Genomic DNA, 22280 nt, shown 5'->3' with positions numbered 1-22280 from the left:
CACTGGCACGCGCACTGCTGGCGCCTGGCCTGAGCGCCGAACGGACTCAGACCTCGACGGTTCCCTGGTGGAACCTGATCCGGTACACGCCGTCGACGCGCTCCCAGACGGAACTGCGCAGCGAACGGCGGGACTCGCCGTCGACCCGTGCGGTACACCGGTACACCAGCTGCACCACGCCGGGAGCGAGCGTCAGGACCGAGAGCGGTTCGCAGTCGGCTTCGAGGGCGGGGGCCGCGAGCAGCTCGGCGCGGATCGCTTCGCGGTTCCGGAGGCGGCCGGAGGCGCCGATCTCGACGAACTCGGGGTGCAGGAGCTCGTCGAGTCGGCGGGCGTCACCGCGCACCGCGGGATCGAGGAGCGTGCGTTCGAGCTCGACCACCTCGGTGCGGTGGTCCGGATTCGGGACGGGCTGCGCGGCCAGCGCCGAGTGCGATGTCGGGGTGCCGGATGAAGTCGGCTCGGACGCGAGGTCCAGGAGGTCGAACAGGGCGGGCGTCGGCACCGCTGGATCGGTCTCGGCGTGCGCGGGGTCCGCTGGGGGCGGCACGGGCGCGGGCTGTGCACCCCGAACTGCTCCGGTGCCGATCAGACCGGGGCCCGCATCGGGTTCCCGGCGCTGCTGGTAAGCCGTCGCCGCGGCCCGAGCCCGAGTATCCGCGGCCTCGTTGAGGGGATGCCCGGCATGCCCCTTCACCCACTCGAAGCGGACCTCCCGGCCGCGAAGCGCGGCATCGAGGTCTTCGAGGAGCTCGCGATTCAGCACCGGCTTGCCGTCGGCCTTGCGCCATCCCTTCCGTTTCCAGCCCGGCATCCACTTGGTGACGGAGTTGATGACGTACTGACTGTCGCAGAGCACGTGCAACGGTTCGGACCGGCGGGACTCGGTCGAACGCAGGAGGTCGAGTACCGCCATGAGCTCGCCCTGGTTGTTCGTCGCGCGCGGCCACCCTCCGGCGCGCCACTCCTGATCGCTGATGACCCAGGCCCAGCCGGCCGGGCCGGGGTTGCCGAGTGCGGAGCCGTCTGCTGCTGCAACGATCGTCATCCCTCCATCCTGGCAGAGGCGTCGGAGTGCCCGCGCGAACGCGCCCGCACCGTCGGCTTCTATATTGGTCTCGTGCCCGAGTGCCGGGAACGGCCCGCAGGCGGAGGAGAGGACCCGACGTTCATGATCGACATCACCAGTGGAACCGTGCTGCTCGCGGAGCGGGAGAACATCGAATTGCGCACCGCGGACGGACTCACGCTGGTCGGAGAACTCGCCATGCCGCTCGGACGGCCGCCGAAGGCGACGCTCGTGACGCTCCATCCGCTGCCCACGGCCGGCGGGTTCATGGATTCGCACGTGCTCCGTAAGGCATCGTGGCGCCTGCCCGAGCTCGCCGACCTGGCCGTGCTCCGTTTCAACACGCGAGGAACCGCTTCGCCGCGCGGCACCAGCGAGGGATCCTTCGAGGAGGGCGTCGGCGAACGGCTCGACCTGGACGCGGCGATGCGATTCGTCGCCGAACGCGGACTTCCGAACCCCTGGTTGCTGGGGTGGTCCTTCGGCACCGAACTCGCGCTGAAGTACGGTCTGCAGCACCCCATCGCTGGTGCGATCCTGCTCTCGCCGCCGCTGCACCGCGCGACGGACGACGAGGTCGCCGCCTGGGCTGGGGCCGTACCGGAGCTCGTGGTGATCGTGCCGGAGCTCGACGACTACCTGCAGCCCGCAGAGGCTGCGCAGCGCTTCGCCTCGGTGCCTCGCGCGAAGATGATCCCGGTCGAGGGCGGCCGCCACCTGTGGGTGGGGGAGAAGCAGGTGCGGCGGGTACTGGACGAGATCGTCGCGGCGGTGGGAACCGCAGCGACTCCGCTCCCCGGCGAGGTCGCCGAGGAGCGGGTCGACCCGCGTCGTTAGCGCTCGGTCTCCCCGCTGCCGGTCGCGGAGGTCGCCGGGTCGGTGTCCTCCGCGACCGGGGCCGCGGGATCCTGCTCGACGATGGGAACCTCGGTGGCCTGCTGCGTCGCCGACGTCATCTTCTGCGCATTGGTGAGCACCTCGCCGAGGCTCTCGAAGTAACGGGCCACCGCACCTCGTTCGACCTTGAGCTGGGTCATACGGTCCTCTGCGGCGGCGAGCACCTTCGCTGCGCGGTTCTCCGCGCTCGTGAAGGTCGCGTGGGCGCGACGCTCGGCCTCCTGCACGATACTCGCGGCCTCGGTCTCCGCCGCGGTGCGGATCCGATCCGCCTCGGTCTCGGAAGCTGCTGCGAGGCGGTGCTGCTCGTCCCGTGCCTCGCTCAACCGCTGGTGCAGCTCGGCGAGCTGGGCGCGGGCCGCGTCGAGCTCGCGCTGCGCGGTTTCCGCGGCCTCTCGCTGTCGTGCGGCGAACTCCTGCTCGAACGCCTCGCGACGCTCGGCCGTGCTGCGTTCGAACTCGCTCGTCTCGGCCGCGATCCGTTCGCGTTCGAGCCGCACGTGCTCGGTGGTCGTCGCGCGGAGCTCGGCCAGCTCGGTCTCCTCGCGGTGCCGGAAGTCCGCGAGTTCCGCCACCGTATCGGCACGGAGCAGGTCGGTCTCCTCTGCGACCGCGGCTCGGCGGGACTCGACCTCTCGAGCCACCTGCTGGGCTGCGGCCTCGCGCTCGTGGCGCAGCGTCTCGTCGTGCAGCTCGCGAGCGGCCGCGAGTTCTCGCTCGTGCTCCTCGCGCTCTCGCGAGATGTCACCTGCGAACTGGGCGCGATCGCGCTCGATTCGCAGCTCGAACTGCTCGCGCGAGAGGCCGAGCTCGGCTGCGGCCTCCTCGCGGTCGATGCGCATGCGTTCGGCCTCGGCCTGCGCCTCGTCCGCGATGCGGGAGCGGTGTTCAAGGAGCTCGGCCGCGATCGTCTCGTCGTGCAGCGTCCGCTCGTCGGCGAGCGCTGCGTCGTGCGCGCTGCGCGCGGCCTCGAGCCGGCGCTCCTGCTCGACACGCTCCCGCTCGAGGTCGCGCTCGTGCTCGGCGCGCTCGGCCGCGATTCGCCGGTCGTGATCCGCGCGTTCCGCGTCCAGGGTCGCGCGATGCTCGCTGAGCTCTGCCGCAATCGATGCGTCGTGCTGTTCTCGTGCCTCGGAGAGCTGCTGTTCCTGGGCCTCGCGCTCCGTGCGGAGCGCGAGCTCGTGCTCGGACCGCTCTGACGCGATGGCCTCGTCGTGCTCGGCGCGCTTCGCGGAGAGCTCCTGCTCGAGAGCCGAACGCTGCTGCGAGAGTTCCTGGTGCTGCAGGGTCCGGGCCGACTCGAGCGCCGCCTCGTGCGTGTCGCGCTCCTCGGTGATCCGCTGCTCGTGCGCGGCGAGCGCCGCCGCGAGGGCCGCAGCCTGCTCGCTGCGAGCCGCGTCGAGTTCGGTGCGCTGCGCGTACCGTTCGTCGGCGAGCGCCTCGTCGTGCGCGTGGCGCTCTTCGGCGAGCGCTCGATCGTGCGCCTGGCGTTCCGCGGAGATCTGTTCCGCATTCGCCGCGGATTCCCGTGCGATGCGCTCGGCGTGGGCCGTGGATTCCCGCTCGACGCGAGCCTCGAGATCGGCGGATTCGCGTTCGATCCGCTCGGCGTGCTCCGCTGACTCGCGGGCGATGCGCTCCGCGTGCTCGGTCGACTCCCGATCGATCCGGTCGCGGTGCTCTGCGGTCTCCCGTTCGATCCGGGCGTCGAGCGCCTCGGACTCCCGCTCGATGCGCTCGGCATGTTCGGCCGATTCGCGACCGATGCGCTCCGCATGCTCGGCCGACTCGCGCTGCAGCTGCTCGTCGTGCGCGGCGCGTTCCGCGGCGATGCGCGCGTCGTGGGCTTCGCGCTCCTCGGACAGCGCGGCGTCGTGGGCACGCCGCTCCTGTTCGAGCTGCGCCTCCTGCGCACCCCGATCGCCGATCAGCTGTCGTTCGTGCGCCTCTCGCTCGTCGGCGATCCGGGTCGCATGCAGACCGAGCTCGGCCGCGATGCGCTGCGCGTGCTCCGCGCTCTCGGTCGAGATTCGGAGGTCGTGCTCCGCGCGCTCGTCCGCGAGCAGGCTCGACTGGTCCTCGCGTTCGGAAGCGAGCGCGGCGTCGTGGGCCTCGCGCTCGGCGGCGATGCGCTGATCGTGGGACGCGCGCTCGTTCACCAGGCGGGTCTGGTGCGCCTCGAGCTCCCGGGTGATGCGGGCTGCGTGCGCCTCGCGCTCCTCCGCGAGGGAGGCGTCGTGGGCTTCGCGCTCGGCGGCGATCCGGGACTCGTGCTGTTCGCGGGCGCCGCCGAGCTCGAGCTCCTGCGCGGCGCGATCCTCGGCGAGGCGCTCAGCCTGCTCCTCGGCGAGGCGGGTGCGCTCGGCGGAGGCGGTCTCGTCGGCTCGGGCCCGTTCGCGTTCGGCCTGCTCCTGCGCGGACTGGATCCGTGCGCGGGCGGCTTCCGCTGCACGCTCCTGCTCCGCGGTGAAGGCCTCACGCTGCAGCGCGAGCCGCTCCTCGTGACTGCGGACCTGCTCGGCGATGGTCCGCTCGTGCGTCTCCCGCTCCTCGGCGATCGCACGATCGTGGACCTCGCGCTCCTGGGCGATCCGGCCGCGAAGCGTTTCGATCTCGGTGGTGAGCGTGCGGCGGAGCGCGTCCATCTCCTGCGTGAGCTGGCGCTCGCGCTCGGTGTATCGGGCCTCGAGCTCGGCCTCCTCGCGCTGCTGGCGCGCGGCGAACTCCGCACGGGCCCGCTCGGCCTCGCTCGCGAGGCGCGCGCGCTCCTGCGCCGAATCCCGCTCGTTCTCGGCCCGGGTGCGGGCGAACTGCTCGGCCTCGCGTTCAGTGGTGGCCTGCAAGTCCGCGGCCGAGGCCTTCGCCGCCTCGAGCAGTCGTTCGACTTCCGCACGGGCCTGCGCGAGCATCGCCTGGGCCTCGGCCTCCGCGGTCTCGATGCGGGAGGCGCCGTCCCGCTCGGTGGAGGCGCGCAGCAGCTCCGCGGTGCGGCGGGACTCCTCGAGGAGGCGCTCGCTCTCGGCGGTGCTCTGGGCCTGCAGCCGTTCGGCCGCTGCGCGAGCCGTGGAGACCGCGGTCTCGGCCTGCTCGGTGGCGCTGGTCACCAGCTCGTCGGCTCGGCTCTGCGCCTGGCTCAGCAGGCGCTGGGTCTCGGCCTCGGTGGTGCGGCGCAGCTTCTCGGCGTCGAGATCGGCCTGCGCCATGAGCCGGTGGGCGTGGTCCTCCGCGATCTGCAGGCTCTTCTCGACGCGGAGGCCGAGACCGGAGTAGCCGCTCGCACCGAGCTCCGACACCTGGTCCTGGAGGTCGGAGATGAGCGTCCGCTGTTCTTCGCTGTCGCGCACCGCCTGCTGGTAGGCGGCCTGGAGCGAAGCGAGGTGCTCCTGCAGCGTGCCGATGTGCTGGGAGAGCGCGCCGACTTTCGCGTCGACTTCGCCGCGGTGGTAACCGCGGAAAGCTTGCGAGAAGAGCGGATCTGCTTCGGTCACGAGGGTCCTCCGGAATGGTGGCTGCCCGGCACGCGTCAGGAGGTCCGTCCGCGCGCCGGAGATCTGTCTCATCGTAGAACATTCCGGCCGGTCAGTCGGCGGAGATGACATGGCCGGACGTGCGCCGTCCGAACCGCCGAGGATCGGGCCGAGCAGGTGCGCGAGTCGCGTCGCTCGGACGGGATTCCGCTGAGCGCGAAGACGTACCCACCCGACCTTCGGAAAGCTCCGGTACCGTTGAAGCTCGAATTGTCTGTGGACGGCGAGGTGCGGCCCGCGCGAGCGCGGCCGGATCCGCCGATGAAGGAGGACCGCGTGCGGTTTTTCGGTGCCATCACCGCCCTGGTGCTCGCCGGCGTCATGCTCATCCTCGGGATCGGCCAGCGGACCTTCCTCGCGGGCCCGGCCGAGATCGTGTACCAGGCCACGTCCAGCGGCGAGGAGCACTACGCCGTGATCCCCGGTTCGGCCTTCGACGAGGTCGCCGGACAACCGAGTCTCGTGCTCGAGGGCAAGAACGCCTTCGCCGCGATCGGCGCGACCCGCGACGTCGAGGCGTGGGCTGCGGAGTACCGTCACCTCGAACTCGGCGCCGACACGAAGCAGAGGCGGCTGAACGCCGCCACCGTCGCCGCCGAAGCGCCGAAGGCCTCCGAAGGCGGGGCGGCGCAGTCCGACGCCGCGAAGACCCCGGATCTCCTGGATCCTCGGGGCAGCGACCTCTGGCTTGCCGAGTACAGCGCTGATGCCTCGGGATCCGGTGCTTCGCCGTCCGCCGGGGAGGGCGCGGGGACGCTTCGGATCCCCATCGCCCTCAAGGCCGACCAATCGATCCTGATCGCGACGAACGGCTCGGATCCGCTGCCGAAGCAGATCGCGGTCGCTTGGGCGCAGGATCGCAGCACTCCTCTGGCCGGACCCTTCCTCGTGGCCGGCGGCGTCCTGGCGCTGATCGGCGCACTGCTCTACCTGCTCGCGGTCGATCACGATCGCCGCGGCCTCGGTCCGCGCCGAGGACGCCGCGGCCCGCTGCAGGGGATCCGCAACTTCTTCCGTCGCGGCGGCAGGCGTCGGGCGGCACCCTCCACCACGACGGAGGCGCCGAAGGCCGCGGAGTCCGGCTCCGGATCCGCTCAGCGCACGGCGGTGCGTCGACTGCGTCGCGCGGCGATCCCGATCGGCCTCGCGGGGCTCCTGGCGCTCAGCGGCTGCTCGGCCTCCTACTGGCCCCAGTTCGGCGGGGAGTCGGCTCCGACCGAGACGACCACCAGCCCGAGCCCGTCGAAGTCCGCGCCGGTCCCCGTGAACGACGACCAGATCAAGCGCATCATCGGGAGCGTCGCGGATGCCGCGTCCCGGGGCGACGACAGCCTCGACGCGAAGCAGCTCGAGGCCCGGTTCACGGGCGACGCGCTGCAGCAGCGCGCGGCCAACTACAAGATCCGGGCCAAGGTGAAGGACTACGAAGTGGTCCCGCCCCGCATCACGAACCGGCAGGAGTCCTACAAGCTGGTGCAGAGCACCGAGGACTGGCCGCGAGTGGTCCTGGCGACCGTCGCCTCCGAGCCGGGCGTCAAGAAGGCCTCGACGCCGAGTCCGAGTGCGCAGTCCGATGCCACACAGCAGCAGGAGGAATCGCCGACGCTCGCGCTCGTGCTCGTGCAGGACAATCCGCACGTCAACTTCCAGGTGTCCCGCGTCGTCGCCCTCCGTGGCGGCCAGAAGATGCCCGATGCCGCACCGGCGGAGGAGGGCACCGCGCGCGTCTCCGACGACCTGAGCACGCTCGCCATCACCCCGTCGGCGGCGGTGGCCGACTATGCCAAGGTGCTGCAGGGCGGCGACAAGGTCGCCGAGGCGAGTGCCTTCAACCTGCAGGACGACGTGCTCGTCACCAAGAGCGGCGCGGCGTGGGTCGCCCAGGCCCAGGCCAAGGCGAAGAAGGACGGCAACGAGTCGGTCAAGTACTCGGTGGCCGTGGCCCCGAGCGATTCCGAGCTGATCAGTCTCTCGACCGGAGTCGGCGGCGCGCTGGTGAGCGCGACGCTGCGGGAGGAGCGGATCGAGGACTCGGCCGGCGGCCGGGCGAAGCCCACGGCGACCGCGAGCGTCACCGCGCTCTCGGGGCTCGAGGGGCGTCAGGACAAGCTGGTCCGCGTGGTCACGCACCAGATCCTGTTCTTCATTCCGAGTAAGACGAGCGGCGGGCAGGTCCAGCGGCTCGGTGTCACCAGCGAACTCGTAGAGGCGAGGAAGTAACCAGATGAGTCAGCACATGCCCGATCGGATCCCCGGCGGCGGGGTCGACCTCAGTCACCTCGCAGCACGAGCGCAGCAGCAGGCCCAGGCCGGCGGTGCCGCAGAGACGCCCGGCGGGGGACAGACGGTCGATATCCCGGCCGTCGTGTTCGATCTCACCGACTCGACCTTCGAGCAGGCGATGCAGCTCTCGTCCGTGGTGCCCGTGGTCATCGATCTCTGGGCCGACTGGTGCCAGCCCTGCAAGACGCTGAGCCCGGTGCTCGAGAAGGTGACGCGGCAGAGCGCGGGCCAGCTGGTCCTCGCGAAGGTGGACGTCGACGCGAACCCCGGCCTGGCCCAGGCGTTCCAGGCGCAGTCGATCCCGACCATCGTCGCCCTCGTCGGCGGGCGACCGGTCCCGCTGTTCCAGGGGCGGTGCCCGAGGCCCAGGTGCGCGAGGTGTTCGTGCAGCTGCTGCAGCTCGCCGCAGAGCAGGGCGTCACGGGCCGGGTGAGCGCTCCGGATCTCGACGGCGACGTGCCGTCCGACCCCGGGACCCCGGCCGAACCCGAGGTTCCGGAGGCCCACAAGCCCGCCATCGAAGCGCTGGAGCGGGGCGACTACGCGGCAGCGGCCGCGGCCTACCACGACGTGCTCGCGAAGTCGCCGCGGGATGCCGAAGCGAAGGCCGCGCTCGCGCAGGTCAACCTGCTGCTGCGCCTGCAGGGCAGGAGCGCCGACGACATCCGCGCGGCGGCGGCCGATCGTCCGACGGACGTCGAGGCGCAACTGTCCGTGGCCGACCTGGATCTCTCCGGTGGTCACGTCGAAGACGCGCTGCTCCGTCTGCTCGAACTGTTCGCAGAGCGGACGGACGCGGATGAGCGGAGCGCGATCCGGGAGCGCCTGCTCGACTACTTCGAGGTCATCGGAACCGCCGATCCGCGGGTCACCGCCGCGCGGGGACGCCTCGCGAGCCTGCTCTACTGAGTCCGGACGTGCGCGCCTACCTCGACCACGCGGCGACGGCACCCATGCCCGCCGAGGTCCTCGACGGGTACGCGGCGGCGTTGCGGACGGTCGGGAATCCGGCCTCGACGCACGGCCACGGCCAGGCGGCCAGCGCACGCCTGGAGGCCGCGCGCGAGGCGCTCGCGCGACGCTTCGGCTGCACCCCCGCCGAGGTGACGCTGACCTCCGGGGGCACCGAATCGATCAACCTCGGACTCAAGGGGCTCTTTTGGGCACGGCGGCGGGCGGGCTCCGGGCCGGTGGTGCTGGTCGCCGACGGCGAGCACCACGCGACGATCGAGGCCGCCGAGTGGCTCAGGGACTCCCAAGGTGCGGAGCTGCACTGGATCGGGCTCGACGGCGACGGACGCGTGACACCCGGTGCGCTGGCCGACGCCATCGCCGGAGCCGGGGCCGATCGGATCGCCCTGATCTCCTTCCTCGCGGCGAACAACGAGGTCGGTACGGTGAACGACACCGTCGCACTCTGCCGGGTCGCGGCAGGCTCCGGGATCCCCGTGCACGTCGATGCCGTCGCTGCGCTCGGCCAGCTCCCGATCGATTTCCGGGGGAGCGGTGCCGCGCTGATGAGCCTGTCGGCCCACAAGGTCGGCGGTCCGGTCGGAGTCGGTGCACTGCTCATCGATCGCGGTATCGCGATCGACCCGCTGCAGCACGGAGGCTCGCAGCAGCGTGGACGTTCGGGGACGCAGGACGTGGCGGGAGCGGTCGGGTTCGCCCTGGCGGCGGACCTCGCCGCGCCCGAGCCCCCGCGGATCGCACGCATCCGTGCGCTCAGGGATCGACTGATCGCGGGCGTTCGTACCGCGGTTCCCGATGCGGTGCTCCGCGGTGCGGAACCGAGCGGCGGGCGTCTTCCGGGCAACGCCCATTTCACCTTCCCCGGATGCCAGGGGGACTCGCTGGTGTTCCTGCTGGACGCGGCGGGGATCTCGGCTTCGGTCGGCTCCGCCTGCCGGGCCGGGGTGGCCGAGACCTCGCACGTGCTGATCGCGATGGGGCTCGACGACGGCACCGCCGCCGGCGCGCTCCGCTTCACCATCGGCTCCGACACGACGGAAGCCGAGATCGACCTGCTGCTGCGGGAACTGCCGGGCGCCGTCGAGCGGGCGCGGAGCGCGGGTCTGAGCTGAGACCCGACTCGGTATCGCGCGGGGCGATGGCGAGGGGCGGCCGCGCTCGGAAACGGCGTGCGTCGCGGGCCGGGAGTCGCCGTAGAATGGACGGATGAGAATTCTCGCTGCGATGAGCGGCGGCGTCGACTCGGCGGTGGCTGCGGCACGCGCGGTGGAAGCCGGGCACGAGGTGGTCGGCGTCCACCTGGCGCTGAGCCGCATGCCGGGCACGCTGCGCACCGGTTCCCGGGGATGCTGCACCATCGAGGACGCGATGGACGCCCGCCGTGTCGCCAACCTGCTCGACATCCCCTTCTACGTCTGGGATTTCAGCGAGCGCTTCAAGGCGGACGTGGTCGACGACTTCGTCGCCGAGTACGAGGCGGGCCGCACCCCCAACCCCTGCATGCGGTGCAACGAGAAGATCAAGTTCGCCGCCCTGCTCGACAAGGCGATCGCCCTCGGCTTCGACGCGGTCGCGACAGGGCACTACGCGACGCTCGTCGACGGGCCCGGCGGACGCGAGCTGCATCGGGCGAGCGCCTGGGCGAAGGACCAGTCCTACGTCCTCGGGGTGCTGACCGAGGAGCAGCTCGCGCACTGCTACTTCCCGCTCGGCGACACGCCCTCGAAGGAGCTGATCAGGGCCGAGGCCGAAGAGCGCGGGATCCAGGTGGCGGCGAAGCCCGACAGCCACGACATCTGCTTCATTCCCGAGGGCGACACGCGCGGATGGCTCTCCGAGCACTTGGAGCGGGAGCCCGGCGAGATCGTCGACGAGTCCGGTGAGGTGATCGGCAGGCACGACGGCGCCCGCGGGTACACGGTCGGGCAGCGGCGCGGCCTGCAGCTCGGCCGGCCGGCACCCGACGGGAATCCGCGCTACGTGCTCTCGATCCGGCCGGTCTCGAACCAGGTCGTCGTCGGGCCGAAGGAGCACCTCGCGATCTCGCGGATCGCGGGCGGGCGCTACAGCTGGGCGGGCGAGCCCGGGATCGATCCCGGAACCGCCTTCTCCTGCGACGTGCAGATCCGTGCGCACGCGGATCCGGTTCCCGCGGTCGCGAGGCTCGTCGAGATCGACGAGTCCGAGCGGACCGAGCTGCATCGCGCCGAGGCGTCGCACGAGATCGTCGTCGACATCGATCTCGCGCTCGCCGAGCCGCTGCTCGGTGTGGCGCCCGGGCAGACCGCGGTGCTGTATCGCGGCACCCGCGTGCTCGGGCAGTTCACCATCGACCGCGCCCTCGCCTCGGCCGAACCCGGCACGGAGCTGCGCGTCGAGGAGATGTCGGTGGCCGCTCCTACAATGAGCGTGTGACCCAGAACGACAGCAGCATCCCCGTCGAGTTCGAAGCGGCGCGCGTCGAAGCCGAGCAGCTGACCGCCGAGATCGAGCGGTACCGCGCGGCCTATTACTCGGAGGCCACGAGCCTCGTCTCGGACGCGCAGTACGACGAGCTGTTCCACCGGCTCGAAGCGCTCGAGCGCGCGTTCCCGGAGCTGGCCGGGCAGGACAGCCCGACGCAGGAGGTCGGATCCGCGGTCGCGTCCGCGGGCTTCCCCGAGCACGAGCACGCCGAGCGCATGCTCAGCCTGGACAACGTGTTCTCGCTCGACGAATTCCGCGAGTGGGCCGAGAAAGCCCGCGCGTCTTCGGGCCGCGCGGTGCGGTGGCTCACGGAGCTCAAGATCGACGGACTCGCGATCTCGCTCGCCTACCGCAACGGCGTGCTCGAGACGGCGACCACCCGCGGCGACGGCCGGGTGGGCGAGGACATCACCGAGAACATCGATCTGATCCCCGTCATCCCGCGCGTGCTCGAGGGCGAGGGGATCCCCGAGTTCTTCGAGGCTCGCGGCGAGGTGTTCCTCACGACCGCGAACTTCGAGGCGCTGAACGAGCGCCAGCACGCGCTCCAGGCCGAGTTCGCGGCGGAACAGCTGGCGAAGGGCGTCCCCGCCGAGAAGATCACCGTGCGGTTCCCGGAGTTCGCGAACGCGCGCAATACGGCGGCCGGCAGTCTGCGGCAGCGCGCCGAGAAGAAGAACGAGCGCGAACTCGAGCTGATGCGGGATCGGCTCGGTCGGCTCTCGCTCTACGTGCACGGTATCGGCGCCTGGCAGCACCCGGACTTCGCGAACCAGTCCGACGCCTACGAACTGCTGAGCTCCTGGGGGCTTCCGGTCTCGCCTCATTCGCGGGTGCTCGGCTCGGTCGACGAAGTGCTCGAGTTCATCGAGGACCGCGGTGCGCACCGGCACGATTTCGAACACGAGATCGACGGGATCGTCATCAAGATCGACGAGCTGGAGCTGCATCGCGAACTGGGCGAGACGAGCCGCGCCCCCGCTGGGCCATCGCGTACAAGTATCCGCCCGAGGAGGTCTACACCAAGCTGCTCGCGATCCGCGTCGGAGTCGGGCGCACGGGCCGGGCGACCCCCTACGCGGTCATGGAGCCGGTCAAGGTCGCCGGGTCGACCGTCAGCCAGGCCACGCTGCACAACCAGCAGGTGGTCCAGGCGAAGGGCGTGCTGATCGGGGACACCGTGGTGCTGCGTAAGGCCGGCGACGTGATCCCCGAGGTGCTCGGCGCCGTGCTCGAGCGCCGCGACGGCACCGAGGTCGAGTGGCAGATGCCGGTGGAATGCCCGGAGTGCGGCACCGTGCTGCGCGCGATGAAGGAGGGCGACATCGACCTGCGCTGCCCGAACGCTCGTGCCTGCCCGGCGCAGGTCCGCGGTCGAGTGGAGCACATCGGCTCGCGGGGCGGCCTCGACATCGAGGTCCTCGGCGAGATCACGGCCGCGGCGCTGACGCAGCCGGAGGTGCCGGCGGAGCCCCGCTCGAGACCGAGGCCGGGCTGTTCGACCTGACGCTCGACGAGCTCGTGCCGATCGAGGTGATCGTGCGGGACCCCGAGACGGGCGAGCCGCGAGTGGACGAGGCGACCGGTGAGCCGAGGCGGCGCAAGCCCTTCCAGAAGACCGAGAAGTACTACCCAGAGCCGTGGGACCGCGCGACCGCGGCGGAGCGCCGCAAGGCCGGCGTCGTCCAGCTGGAGCGCGTCGTCGCCTCTCGCGACGCGGAGACCTTCCTCGCCGAGCTCGAGAAGGCGAAGACCAAGCCGCTGTGGCGTCTGATCGTGTCGCTCAACATCCGTCATGTGGGACCGGTCGCGGCGCGAGCACTGGCGGACTGGTTCGGCTCGCTCGACGCGATCCGGGCCGCGAGTATCGAGGAGCTGTCGGCGGTCGACGGCGTCGGCGGGATCATCGCGGAATCGCTGACCGAGTGGTTCGAGGTCGATTGGCACCGCGAGATCGTCGAGCGGTGGGCGGCCGCCGGGGTGCAGTGGGCGACGCCCGGGCATCCCGGGCCGGGTGCCGCCGTCGCCGAGGGCGGCGTGCTGTCCGGCCTGACCATCGTGGCGACGGGCTCGCTCGACGGTTTCACGCGCGACGGCGCGAAGGAGGCGATCATCCAGGCCGGCGGAAAGGCCGCGTCGAGCGTCTCGAAGAAGACCGATTACGTCGCCGCCGGGCCGGGAGCCGGATCGAAGCTCGCGAAGGCCGAGGAATTGGGCATTCCGGTGCTCGACGCGGGCCAGTTCGCCGTGCTCGTCTCCGAGGGCCCCGCGGCGCTCGGGTTCGGCGATGGCGAGGCGGACGACGCAGCCGGAAACTCCGCCGAGACCGGGGCGCCCCGCTCCGAGGAGTGATCGTCACCTCCGGGAGTTATCCACAGATCCGAGGTTTTCGTTCGAGGGCCCGCGTCGAATCCCTACGCTGAGTGGCATTCCCGAGCGAAGGAGAACTGGTGACCGACACCCCCGACACCCTCGAACCGGCCCGCGGCGCACCAGCGGCGGACGTCGGCGCAGCCGGACCAGCAATCCGCGCCGCCTGGGCGCTGCAGGCCCCGATCCTCACGGAGTACTACGACACCGAGTGGGGGATGCCGGTCTTCGATGAACGGGGCGTGTTCGAACGGCTGACGCTGGAGGCGTTCCAGTCTGGCCTCTCCTGGGTCACCGTGCTGCGCAAGCGCGAAGCCTTCCGCGCCGCATTCGACGGGTTCGCGCCGGAGGCGGTCGCGTCGTACCGCGAAGCGGACTTCGAACGGCTGCTCGCCGACGAGGGCATCATCCGCAATCGGATGAAGATCCGGGCCACTCTCGGCAACGCCCGTGCCACCCTCGCGCTGCGGGAGGACCCCGAGGCCGGAGGCCTCGCACGCCTGGTCTGGTCGGCCATGCCCGATCGCTCTCCGGTCCCCGAGACGGACGCGGAGGTGCCGAGCACGTCCCCGGAGTCCGTGACGCTCGCGAAGGAACTGAAACGACGGGGCTTCTCCTTCGTCGGACCGACCACCGTCCATGCGCTGATGAGCGCCATCGGCGTCGTGGACGTGCACCTGAGATCGAGCCACCGGCGCGGCTGCTCCGGGCTCTGGGCGATCGACGGCACCCGCACCGACACGCCGCTCCCGTTCGAAGCATGAGGGATCCGAGGCGGCCATCGGGCGAGGCCTCCGGTGCTCGATAGGATGGACGGGTTCCCGAAGCCCTCTTCACCCCTGGAGCAGCATGCCTGAACCCAGCGCGGCGAGCAGCGAGATCACGGCCGAGACCGTGCAGCATCTCGCCGGACTCGCCCGGATCGCCCTCACCGACTCCGAGGTCTCCTCGCTCACGAGCGAACTCGGATCGATCCTCACCAACATCGCGAAGGTCAGCGAGGTGGCCACCCCCGAGGTGCCGGCCACCAGCCACCCGATCCCGCTGAGCAACGTCACGCGACCCGATGAGGTCTCCGACGTGCTCACGCAGGAGCAGGCGCTCATGAACGCGCCCGATGCGGCCGAGGGCATGTTCCGCGTGTCGTCGATTCTGGGCGAAGAGCAGTAGGGAACGACATGAACGATCTGATCACGCTGACGGCGGCCGAACTGGCCGCGAAGATCTCCGCCGGCGACGTCTCGTCCGTCGAAGCGACCCGGGCTCACCTCGACCGTATCGCCGAGGTCGACGGCTCGGTGCACGCCTTCCTCGCCACGAACGAGGAGGCGTCCCTCGCGGCCGCTCGCGACATCGACGCGCGTCGCGCGGCGGGCGAGTCGCTCGGTGAACTCGCGGGCGTGCCGCTCGCGGTCAAGGACGTGCTCGTCACCACCGACATGCCCTCCACCTCGGGATCCAAGATCCTCGAGGGGTATCGTTCGCCGTTCGACGCGACCACGGTGGCCAAGGCCCGCGCAGCCGGGCTCGTGTCCATCGGCAAGACCAACATGGACGAGTTCGCCATGGGCTCCGCCACCGAGAACTCGGCGTACGGCCCCACCCACAACCCGTGGTCGCTCGACCGGGTTCCCGGCGGGTCCGGCGGCGGATCAGCGGCCGCGGTCGCCGCCTTCGAAGCCCCGCTCGCCCTCGGGTCCGATACCGGCGGCTCGATCCGCCAGCCGGCCGCGCTCACGGGCACGGTCGGCGCCAAGCCGACCTACGGCGGAGTCAGCCGCTACGGCGCGATCGCGCTCGCCTCCTCGCTCGACCAGGTCGGCCCGTGTGCGCGCACCGTGCTCGATACCGCGCTCCTGCACGACGTGATCGCGGGTCACGACCGGCACGACTCGACCTCGCTCGACTTCGCCTGGCCCTCGATGGCCGCGGCCGCGCGCGGGGAGTCGACCCGTCGACCCTCATGGGGCTGCGCGTCGGCGTCGTGAAGCAGCTGATGCTCGACGGCGTGCAGCCCGGCGTGAAGGACAGCTTCGAGCAGGCGCTCGCGCTGCTCACCGCGCAGGGCGCCGAGATCGTCGAGATCGATGCTCCGCACTTCGAGTACGCGGTCGCCGCCTACTACCTGATCCTCCCGTCGGAGGCCTCGAGCAACCTCGCGAAGTACGACTCCGTGCGCTTCGGCCTGCGTGTCGTGCCCGAGGGTGGCGGCACCGTCGAGAGCGTCATGAGCGCCACCCGCGAGGCCGGGCTCGGTGCCGAGGTCAAGCGCCGCATCATCCTCGGCACCTACGCGCTCTCCGCCGGCTACTACGACGCCTACTACGGCAGCGCGCAGCAGGTTCGAACGCTGATCCAGCGCGACTTCGCGAGCGCGTTCGCGCAGGTCGACGTGATCGCTTCTCCGACCGCGCCCACCACGGCCTGGAAGCTCGGCGAGCACGGCGGCGACCCCATGCAGGACTATCTGAACGACGCGACGACGATCCCCGCGAACCTTGCCGGGATCCCGGGACTCAGCCTTCCCATCGGCACGGCGAGCGAGGACGGCCTCCCGGTCGGCCTGCAGCTCATGGCCCCCGCGTTCGAAGACGCCCGCCTGTACCGCGCGGGCGCCGCGATCGAGCGGCTCATCGCCGAGCGCGACGGCGCACCGTTCTGGGCCCAGGCGCCCGCACTCACCGGAAAGGCTGGCGCGTAATGGCCAAGACCAAGCTGATGGACTTCGACCGCGCCCTCGAGCTCTTCGAGCCGGTCATCGGTCTCGAGGTGCACGTCGAGCTCAACACCAAGACGAAGATGTTCAGCACCGCGCCGAACGTCTTCGGCTCCGAGCCGAACACCAACCTCGCTCCCGTCTGCCTGGGCCTTCCCGGCTCGCTGCCGGTGGTCAACGAGCAGGCCGTGCGCTCCTCGATCAGCCTGGGCCTCGCGCTCGGCTGCGAGATCGCCGAGGTCTCGGGCTTCGCCCGGAAGAACTACTTCTACCCCGACATGGGCAAGAACTATCAGATCTCGCAGTACGACGACCCGATCGCGCACGACGGCTCGGTCGAGATCGAGCTCGCCTCGGGCCGCGTCGTGCATGTGCCCATCGAGCGCGCGCACATGGAGGAGGACGCCGGCAAGCTCAACCACGTCGGCGGGTCGACCGGGCGCATCCAGGGCGCCGAGTACTCGCTCGTCGACTACAACCGCGCAGGTGTCCCGCTGGTCGAGATCGTCACGCGACCGATCTTCGGCGGCGAGGCGGACGTCCCCGAGATCGCCGCGGCCTACGTGTCGACCATCCGCGACATCGTCGTGGCGCTCGGAATCTCGGACGCGCGCATGGAGCGGGGCAACATCCGATGCGACGCGAACGTCTCGCTGCGTCCCCGCGGCAACGAGGACGCCGGAATGTCGGTGCTCGGCACCCGTACCGAGACGAAGAACGTGAACTCGCTGCGCTCGATCGAGCGTGCGGTCCGATTCGAGATCCAGCGGCAGGCGCTGATCCTCTCCGAGGGAGGATCCATCACCCAGGAGACCCGTCACTGGCACGAGGACACCGGCGAGACCTCGCCCGGCCGCCCGAAGAGCGACGCGGACGACTACCGGTACTTCCCTGAGCCCGATCTCGCCCCGCTCACGCCGTCCCGGGAGCTCGTCGAGGAACTGCGTGCCGCGCTGCCCGAGCACCCGACGCTGCGCCGTCGCCGGCTGCGCGAGGAGTGGCAGTTCTCGGCGCTCGAGTTCCAGGACGTCGTGAACGCCGGTCTGCTCGCCGATATCGAGGCGACCGTTGCCGCCGGCGTGCCGGCCCAGGCAGCGCGGAAGTGGTGGATGGGCGAGATCGCACGCATCGCCAAGGAGCGTTCCGCCGCTCCGAGCGACCTCATCACGCCCGCGCAGATCGCGTCCGTCGTCGAGCTCGTGGACGCCGGCACGCTGAACGACAAGCTCGCGCGCCAGGTGATCGCCGGCATCATCGACGGCGAGGGCACCGCCCAGCAGATCGTCGACGCTCGCGGCCTCGCGATCGTGTCGGACGACGGTGCGCTGATCGAGGCCGTCGACGCGGCGCTCGCCGAGCAGCCCGACGTGCTCGCGAAGATTCGCGACGGCAAGGTCCAGGCCGCGGGAGCGATCATCGGCGCGGTCATGAAGGCGATGCGCGGCCAGGCCGACGCGGCGCGCGTGCGCGAGCTCGTGATCGAACGCGCCTCGGCGGAGTAGCCCGAACCGCGGCCGAGCGAGGCCGCGGAGCAGCGGCCCGTTCGGATCTGCACGGATCCGACCGGGCCGCTCTGCTGCTCACCCCCAGAAGGCGCCGAGGCGATCTGCGAGCGCCGCGCCCTGTGCGAAGCCCGCGCGAGCAGCGTCCGGTCGCAGCGATGGATCCATCGCGTTCGCCCCGATCAGCCTGGCTGCTTCCGCGACCGGGCGAACGATCTCCACGATGCTGCCGGCCGCACGCAGCTCCTCCGTCTGGGCGGCCAGTTGCATGCGCCAAACCTGCGGGTGGCGGCTCCGGCCTCCGAAGGGGGACAGCACGAGCACTCGAGCGCTGCCGATCGCGAGATCCGCGTTCTCGTTGCGACGATAGCCCCCGTCGATGCAGCGACGCCCGCCGACGGGATGCGGGGCGCCGCTCGCGCAGCTCGCGGCGACGGCGTCGGCGAGGTCGACGCCGCTGTCACGCTCGAAGACGACGGGGGATCCGTCCGATGCGTCGACGGCGACGATGCGGAGGTCCCGCGCGGGCCAGCGCAGCTCGGGCAGCCGCGAGGCCACGACCGCCCGCCAGCGCGCGCTCCGCGCAGGATCGGAAGCCCCGTCGAGCTGCAGCGCCGCCGCGCCCATGCGACGGCGCATGTCGCTGGGATCCGTGGACATCGCGATGATCCGGGCGGTGCGGTCGAGCTGCTCGGACACTGCGGCGTGCACCGGTCGCGGCGCGCGGCGCGCGTCGGGCTCCGATGCGGCGGTCGCGGAACCGGTGCGCAGGGCCGCGTCCCGCGGGCCGCGGCCGAGCGTCGCCTCGTGCAGTTCGACGGGATCCCGGAATGCGATCTGGGCCGCGGTGGTGGCGCCGGCGGAGGTGCCGACGAGCAGCTCGGCGCCTGCGGCATCGACACCGGCCTGCTGGAGGCCGGCCAGCACGCCGAGCATCCAGGCATTGCCGGTGGAGCCGCCTCCGCCGAGCACGAGGGCTCGGTCGCGGGCCGGCTCGGGGAGGCTCGAGGCGGGAGGGGCGGCAGGGAGGGGAGAAGGAGGGGAGACAGGCATGATGACGATCGTCTTTCGCGAGAACCGATGCGAGCGCGTGTCTCCGGTCGTGACCGCTACGGTCGGGTGATCGTGGATTCCGGGGAAGCGCCCGCTGCGAGCGTTGAGGGCATGGGGCTCACCTCCTGTCGTCCGTTCGTGATCGGGAACGAGGCTAGCACGCCCGGCCGATCCGGGGAGAGGCGTTGTCGGTGGTCTGTGCTGGAATGGGAGGGTGATGGAGGGGCAGGCAGCACCGGGCGGGAGCGCGCCCCGTGCTCGGGCGTCGATGCTGCACGTCGACATGGATTCCTTCTTCGTCTCGGTCGAGCTCCTCGAGCGGCCCGAGCTCCGCGGGCTCCCCACGGCCGTGGCCTTCGACACGGCGCGCTCCGTCGTGTCGAGCGCCAGTTACGAGGCCCGACGGTTCGGCGTCCGTTCAGCGATGCCGGTCGGCCGCGCCAAGCAGCTGTGCCCGCAACTGATCCTGATCCCGCCCGTCCACTCCAAGTACCGCGATGCCTCGCGCGCGGTGATGCGAGTGTTCGAGGAGTTCACGCCGCTCGTCGAGCCGCTCAGCATCGACGAGGCGTTCCTCGACGTCGCAGGATCGCTGAAGCTCTTCGGCGAGCCGATCGAGATCGCCCGGCGCCTCCGGGAGCGGGTGCGCGAGCAGACCGGGCTGCCGGCCTCCGTGGGACTCGCGGGCACGAAGTTCATCGCCAAGCTCGCCTCCCAGCGGGCGAAGCCTGACGGGATCCTCGAGATCCCGCCGTCGCGCACCCTCGAGTTCCTGCATCCACTGCCGGTCGAGGCGATGTGGGGCGTCGGCAGGGCGACCGCGCGTGCGCTGCAGTCGCGCGCCATCCGCACGATCGGCGAGCTCGCCTCCGAGCCGCTGCCGAGCCTGGAGCGCCTGGTCGGTCGGGCCTCCGCGATGAAGCTGCACGCGCTCGCCAACGGGCGCGACGCGCGCGCCGTCGAGACCGAGCGCACCGAGAAGAGCATCGGCCACGAGGAGACGTTCGCGATCGACGAGACAGATCGTGCGGTGCTGCACCGGGAGCTCCTGCGGCTCTCCACGCGGACCGCGGAGCGGCTGCGGGAGCACGACGCCGAGGCCCGGACGATCGCGATCAAAGTGCGCTGGGACACGTTCGACACGGTCACGCGATCCCGTACCCTGCCCGAAGCGACGAACGCGACGCAGCGCATCTACCGGACCGCGTGCGAGCTGCTCGACGGACTCGGCTCGTCGCTGCGACCGGTCCGCCTTATCGGGGTCCGCGCCGAGCAGCTGATGGCGGCCGGCTCCGACCCCGCGGGCCTCTGGAGCGACGACGACGATTGGCGTGCGGTGGACCAGGCGGTCGACGAGGTGCGGGGACGCTTCGGCCGCGATCAGCTCACCTCGGCGCGCCTGCTCACCGGTCGCGGGCAGGTGGTCGACCACCGCTCGCTCGAACCGCCCGGGTGATCGCGGCTCAGCTCCGCTCCATGGTGCGCAGCAGGGATTCCAGGATCGCGGCGAGCCAGTCGTAGACGAGCACCGTGCCGCGCGACTCCTCGTCCTCGAGCAGGCGGTCGTGATCCTCCTCGACCTCGAGCCCCACGCGCGCCGCCATGGCCAGTCGCAGCGCGGTCAGCGTGCGGATCCACGCGGGGAAGGTGGCCGCCGTGATCTCGAGGGTCACGGGAGCGGGATCATCCGGATCGCTGCCCGGTCCGAGCTCGGAGGTCACCGTCAGTGCGTCCTGCAGCTTGCGGTTGAGCAGGCCCTGCTCGGTGACCCGGCGGAACGCGGATGCGTTGCCGCCGCCCTCGTAGGCGTCGGGGAACAAGCGGGCGAGAGCCGGATCCTCGGGCAGGACGTCGCTGCCGCCGACCTCGAGACTGGCGAACAGCGGGTCGGGATCGAGTGCCGTCTTGCTGTGGCTCTGCAGCAGCGCGATCAATTGGCTCACCAGTTGATCGAGCAGTTGCGCCTCGTCCGGGTCGAGGCCGAGACGCACGCCCTCGGGCACCGGCAGCAACCTCACGAAGCGTCCTCCTTGCGAACCGTGGCCCACAGCCCGTAGCCGTGCATCGCCTCGACGTGCATCTCCATCGCCTCGCGAGCGCCCTCCGCGACGACCGCGCTCCCGTCGTGGTGCACGCGCAGCATGAGCTCTTCGGCGCGCTCGGTCGAGAACCCGAAGTACGAGCGGAAGACGTACGAGACGTAGGACATGAGATTGACGGGGTCGTCCCAGACCACGGTCTGCCAGGGATGCTCGGGAGCCGCCGCACGGCGGGCCTCCTGCTCCGCTCCGACGCCGGTTCCCGGCTGCGTCTCGGTGGCGACCATCAGCCCCACCCCAGTTCGTGGATCCGCTCTTCGCCGATGCCGTAGAAGTGCGCGATCTCGTGCACGAGGGTCACGCGGATCTCCCGGACGAGCTCGTCGTGGTCTGAGCAGTGCTCGAGCAGGTTCTCTCGGAACAGGATGATCCGGTCGGGCTCCTCGCCGTACCCGTAGCGTTCGCGTTCGGCGAGCGAGAACCCCTCGTAGACGCCGAGCAGATCGCTGCCGTCCTCGGGGCGATCCTCGATCAGGAAGATGACGTTGTCGAGCTCGGAGAGCATGTCCTCGTGGAGGCTGTCGAGTCCGTCGGACACGAGGGCCTCGAAGGCCTCTGGCGAAACGTCGAGCATGCCTTCACCCTACAGAAGCGCCGGGGCGATCGGCAGGGGGCGATAGCATTCCGGCAGCGGAAGGGCGCGCGGGGCAGGAGTGCAGATGGTCGACGGCGACGAGGACGAGACTCGGCGGATCCTGCGCGGGCTCGAGGAGGCCGACGCGCTCGCGCTCGGCGGGCGGACCGACGACGCGATCGCCGCGTACATCGACCTCGTGCCCCGGGCCGAGCGGGCGTTCCCCCACGACCGGCTCCTGCTCGCCGTCGCGCTCGACCGGTTCAGCGCCGCGCTGTCGGTCGTGGGGCGGTTCGACGAGATGGCCGAGGTCCAGGGACGGGCGATCCGGGTCGCGGAAGGAGCGGGACGGAGTGCCGAGGAGCTTGCGCGGATGCGGATCTCGCTGGGGGACCGGTGGCGCGACAACGGGCGCCTCGACGAAGCGCTTCGAGCGTACGCAGCGGCGGCAGAGGGTGTGGAGATCGAGACCGGGACCGCGCATCCGGTCGTCGTGGAGGCCGGGATCGGCATGGCGGAGTGCGCGGCGGAGCTCGGTCGGCACGGCGATGCGCTGCGCACCTACCGTTGGGTCGTTCCCGCGGCGCGGCGCGCCCCGGGTGAGGATGGCGTGACGGTGCGCCGTGCGGAAACGGGACGGGCGGCGTCGGCGGCGGTGCGCCGTCGACGCGTCGCGGCCGTGGTCGGGGCGGCGCTCATCTTCGGAGCCGTGGTCGCCGTGTTCTGGGAGCAGCTCGCCTGAGCCGACCCGT

The 22280-nt window shown here is 71.2% G+C and carries 15 protein-coding genes and 3 pseudogenes; 12 read left to right on the top strand and 6 right to left on the bottom strand.

Annotated elements, in window-relative coordinates; genetic code table 11:
• Window positions 1-46 precede the first annotated feature (46 nt).
• Window positions 47-1048: an RNase H family protein gene (locus AB3K78_RS07325; protein ID WP_416447104.1), complete on the bottom strand. Its 1002-nt coding sequence runs from the start codon at window positions 1046-1048 to the stop codon at window positions 47-49.
• Window positions 1049-1171: 123 nt separating this feature from the next.
• Between AB3K78_RS07325 and AB3K78_RS07320 the strand changes: the two genes are divergently transcribed.
• On the top strand, window positions 1172-1906 hold the full coding sequence (locus AB3K78_RS07320) for an alpha/beta hydrolase (RefSeq protein WP_416447103.1): 735 nt from the start codon (window positions 1172-1174) through the stop codon (window positions 1904-1906).
• On the opposite strand, the gene AB3K78_RS07315 is transcribed toward AB3K78_RS07320, so the two are convergent.
• Entirely contained in the window at window positions 1903-5454 is a 3552-nt protein-coding gene (locus AB3K78_RS07315) for a hypothetical protein (protein WP_416447102.1), read from the bottom strand. The two genes, AB3K78_RS07320 and AB3K78_RS07315, sit on opposite strands and share 4 nt — an antisense overlap.
• A gap of 315 nt (window positions 5455-5769) precedes the next feature.
• Between AB3K78_RS07315 and AB3K78_RS07310 the strand changes: the two genes are divergently transcribed.
• The 9 genes and pseudogenes from AB3K78_RS07310 (at window position 5770) to gatB (ending at window position 17802) form a co-directional block, all read left to right on the top strand.
• Window positions 5770-7713, top strand: a complete 1944-nt coding sequence (locus AB3K78_RS07310; protein WP_416447101.1) for a glycosyltransferase — start codon at window positions 5770-5772, stop codon at window positions 7711-7713.
• A 4-nt stretch (window positions 7714-7717) separates the two neighbouring features.
• Window positions 7718-8685 (top strand): annotated as a pseudogene (locus AB3K78_RS07305) (tetratricopeptide repeat protein).
• Between the two features lie 8 nt (window positions 8686-8693).
• Window positions 8694-9860, top strand: a complete 1167-nt coding sequence (locus tag AB3K78_RS07300) for a cysteine desulfurase family protein (RefSeq protein WP_416447100.1) — start codon at window positions 8694-8696, stop codon at window positions 9858-9860.
• A gap of 94 nt (window positions 9861-9954) precedes the next feature.
• Entirely contained in the window at window positions 9955-11163 is a 1209-nt protein-coding gene (mnmA, locus tag AB3K78_RS07295) for a tRNA 2-thiouridine(34) synthase MnmA (RefSeq protein WP_416447099.1), read from the top strand.
• Window positions 11160-13566: pseudogene (ligA, locus tag AB3K78_RS07290) on the top strand (NAD-dependent DNA ligase LigA). Before mnmA ends, ligA begins: the two are co-directional and overlap by 4 nt.
• A 98-nt stretch (window positions 13567-13664) precedes the next feature.
• On the top strand, window positions 13665-14348 hold the full coding sequence (locus AB3K78_RS07285; RefSeq protein WP_416447098.1) for a DNA-3-methyladenine glycosylase I: 684 nt from the start codon (window positions 13665-13667) through the stop codon (window positions 14346-14348).
• A gap of 85 nt (window positions 14349-14433) precedes the next feature.
• Window positions 14434-14754 carry an Asp-tRNA(Asn)/Glu-tRNA(Gln) amidotransferase subunit GatC gene (gene gatC / locus AB3K78_RS07280; protein WP_416447097.1) on the top strand — a complete coding sequence of 107 codons (321 nt, stop codon included), beginning with the start codon at window positions 14434-14436 and terminating at the stop codon, window positions 14752-14754.
• Window positions 14755-14762: 8 nt separating this feature from the next.
• Window positions 14763-16285, top strand: a pseudogene (gene gatA / locus AB3K78_RS07275) (Asp-tRNA(Asn)/Glu-tRNA(Gln) amidotransferase subunit GatA).
• Complete coding sequence (gene gatB, locus AB3K78_RS07270; protein WP_416447096.1) at window positions 16285-17802, top strand: Asp-tRNA(Asn)/Glu-tRNA(Gln) amidotransferase subunit GatB; 1518 nt, start codon at window positions 16285-16287, stop codon at window positions 17800-17802. Before gatA ends, gatB begins: the two are co-directional and overlap by 1 nt.
• Window positions 17803-17880: 78 nt before the next feature.
• Here gatB and AB3K78_RS07265 read toward each other — a convergent pair whose 3' ends face one another.
• The gene (locus AB3K78_RS07265; RefSeq protein WP_416447095.1) at window positions 17881-18855 is read right to left on the bottom strand and encodes a patatin-like phospholipase family protein; all 975 of its coding nucleotides are present in this window, start codon (window positions 18853-18855) and stop codon (window positions 17881-17883) included.
• 217 nt (window positions 18856-19072) lie between these two features.
• Between AB3K78_RS07265 and dinB the strand changes: the two genes are divergently transcribed.
• Window positions 19073-20311, top strand: coding sequence for a DNA polymerase IV (dinB, locus tag AB3K78_RS07260; protein ID WP_416447320.1), 1239 nt, complete (start codon window positions 19073-19075; stop codon window positions 20309-20311).
• Between the two features lie 7 nt (window positions 20312-20318).
• Here dinB and AB3K78_RS07255 read toward each other — a convergent pair whose 3' ends face one another.
• Genes AB3K78_RS07255 through AB3K78_RS07245 form a run of 3 tightly spaced genes read right to left on the bottom strand, consistent with a single transcriptional unit; the run spans window position 20319 to window position 21528 of the window.
• Window positions 20319-20873, bottom strand: coding sequence for a DUF2017 family protein (locus AB3K78_RS07255; protein ID WP_416447094.1), 555 nt, complete (start codon window positions 20871-20873; stop codon window positions 20319-20321).
• The gene (gene clpS / locus AB3K78_RS07250) at window positions 20870-21181 is read right to left on the bottom strand and encodes an ATP-dependent Clp protease adapter ClpS (protein ID WP_416447093.1); all 312 of its coding nucleotides are present in this window, start codon (window positions 21179-21181) and stop codon (window positions 20870-20872) included. Before clpS ends, AB3K78_RS07255 begins: the two co-directional genes overlap by 4 nt.
• Window positions 21181-21528: a metallopeptidase family protein gene (locus AB3K78_RS07245; RefSeq protein WP_416447092.1), complete on the bottom strand. Its 348-nt coding sequence runs from the start codon at window positions 21526-21528 to the stop codon at window positions 21181-21183. Before AB3K78_RS07245 ends, clpS begins: the two co-directional genes overlap by 1 nt.
• A gap of 85 nt (window positions 21529-21613) precedes the next feature.
• Here AB3K78_RS07245 and AB3K78_RS07240 point away from each other — a divergent pair, with 85 nt between their 5' ends.
• Window positions 21614-22270, top strand: a complete 657-nt coding sequence (locus AB3K78_RS07240; protein WP_416447091.1) for a hypothetical protein — start codon at window positions 21614-21616, stop codon at window positions 22268-22270.
• Window positions 22271-22280: the final 10 nt, after the last annotated feature.

Origin of the sequence: Leucobacter sp. HNU (assembly GCF_047946755.1) — a bacterium.
In the GTDB taxonomy this organism is placed as follows: domain Bacteria; phylum Actinomycetota; class Actinomycetes; order Actinomycetales; family Microbacteriaceae; genus Leucobacter.
The sequence above is the reverse complement of the archived record's forward strand: the minus strand, read 5'-3'. Positions and strand labels throughout refer to the sequence as shown.

Coding starts and splice junctions, on each gene's coding strand:
- mnmA (WP_416447099.1), top strand. CDS start 9,955: ATGAGAATTCTCGCTGCGATGAGCGGCGGCGTCGACTCGGCGGTGGCT.
- AB3K78_RS07265 (WP_416447095.1), bottom strand. CDS start 18,855: ATGCCTGTCTCCCCTCCTTCTCCCCTCCCTGCCGCCCCTCCCGCCTCG.
- dinB (WP_416447320.1), top strand. CDS start 19,073: ATGGAGGGGCAGGCAGCACCGGGCGGGAGCGCGCCCCGTGCTCGGGCG.
- AB3K78_RS07320 (WP_416447103.1), top strand. CDS start 1,172: ATGATCGACATCACCAGTGGAACCGTGCTGCTCGCGGAGCGGGAGAAC.
- clpS (WP_416447093.1), bottom strand. CDS start 21,181: ATGGTCGCCACCGAGACGCAGCCGGGAACCGGCGTCGGAGCGGAGCAG.
- gatC (WP_416447097.1), top strand. CDS start 14,434: ATGCCTGAACCCAGCGCGGCGAGCAGCGAGATCACGGCCGAGACCGTG.
- gatB (WP_416447096.1), top strand. CDS start 16,285: ATGGCCAAGACCAAGCTGATGGACTTCGACCGCGCCCTCGAGCTCTTC.
- AB3K78_RS07240 (WP_416447091.1), top strand. CDS start 21,614: ATGGTCGACGGCGACGAGGACGAGACTCGGCGGATCCTGCGCGGGCTC.
- AB3K78_RS07325 (WP_416447104.1), bottom strand. CDS start 1,048: ATGACGATCGTTGCAGCAGCAGACGGCTCCGCACTCGGCAACCCCGGC.
- AB3K78_RS07245 (WP_416447092.1), bottom strand. CDS start 21,528: ATGCTCGACGTTTCGCCAGAGGCCTTCGAGGCCCTCGTGTCCGACGGA.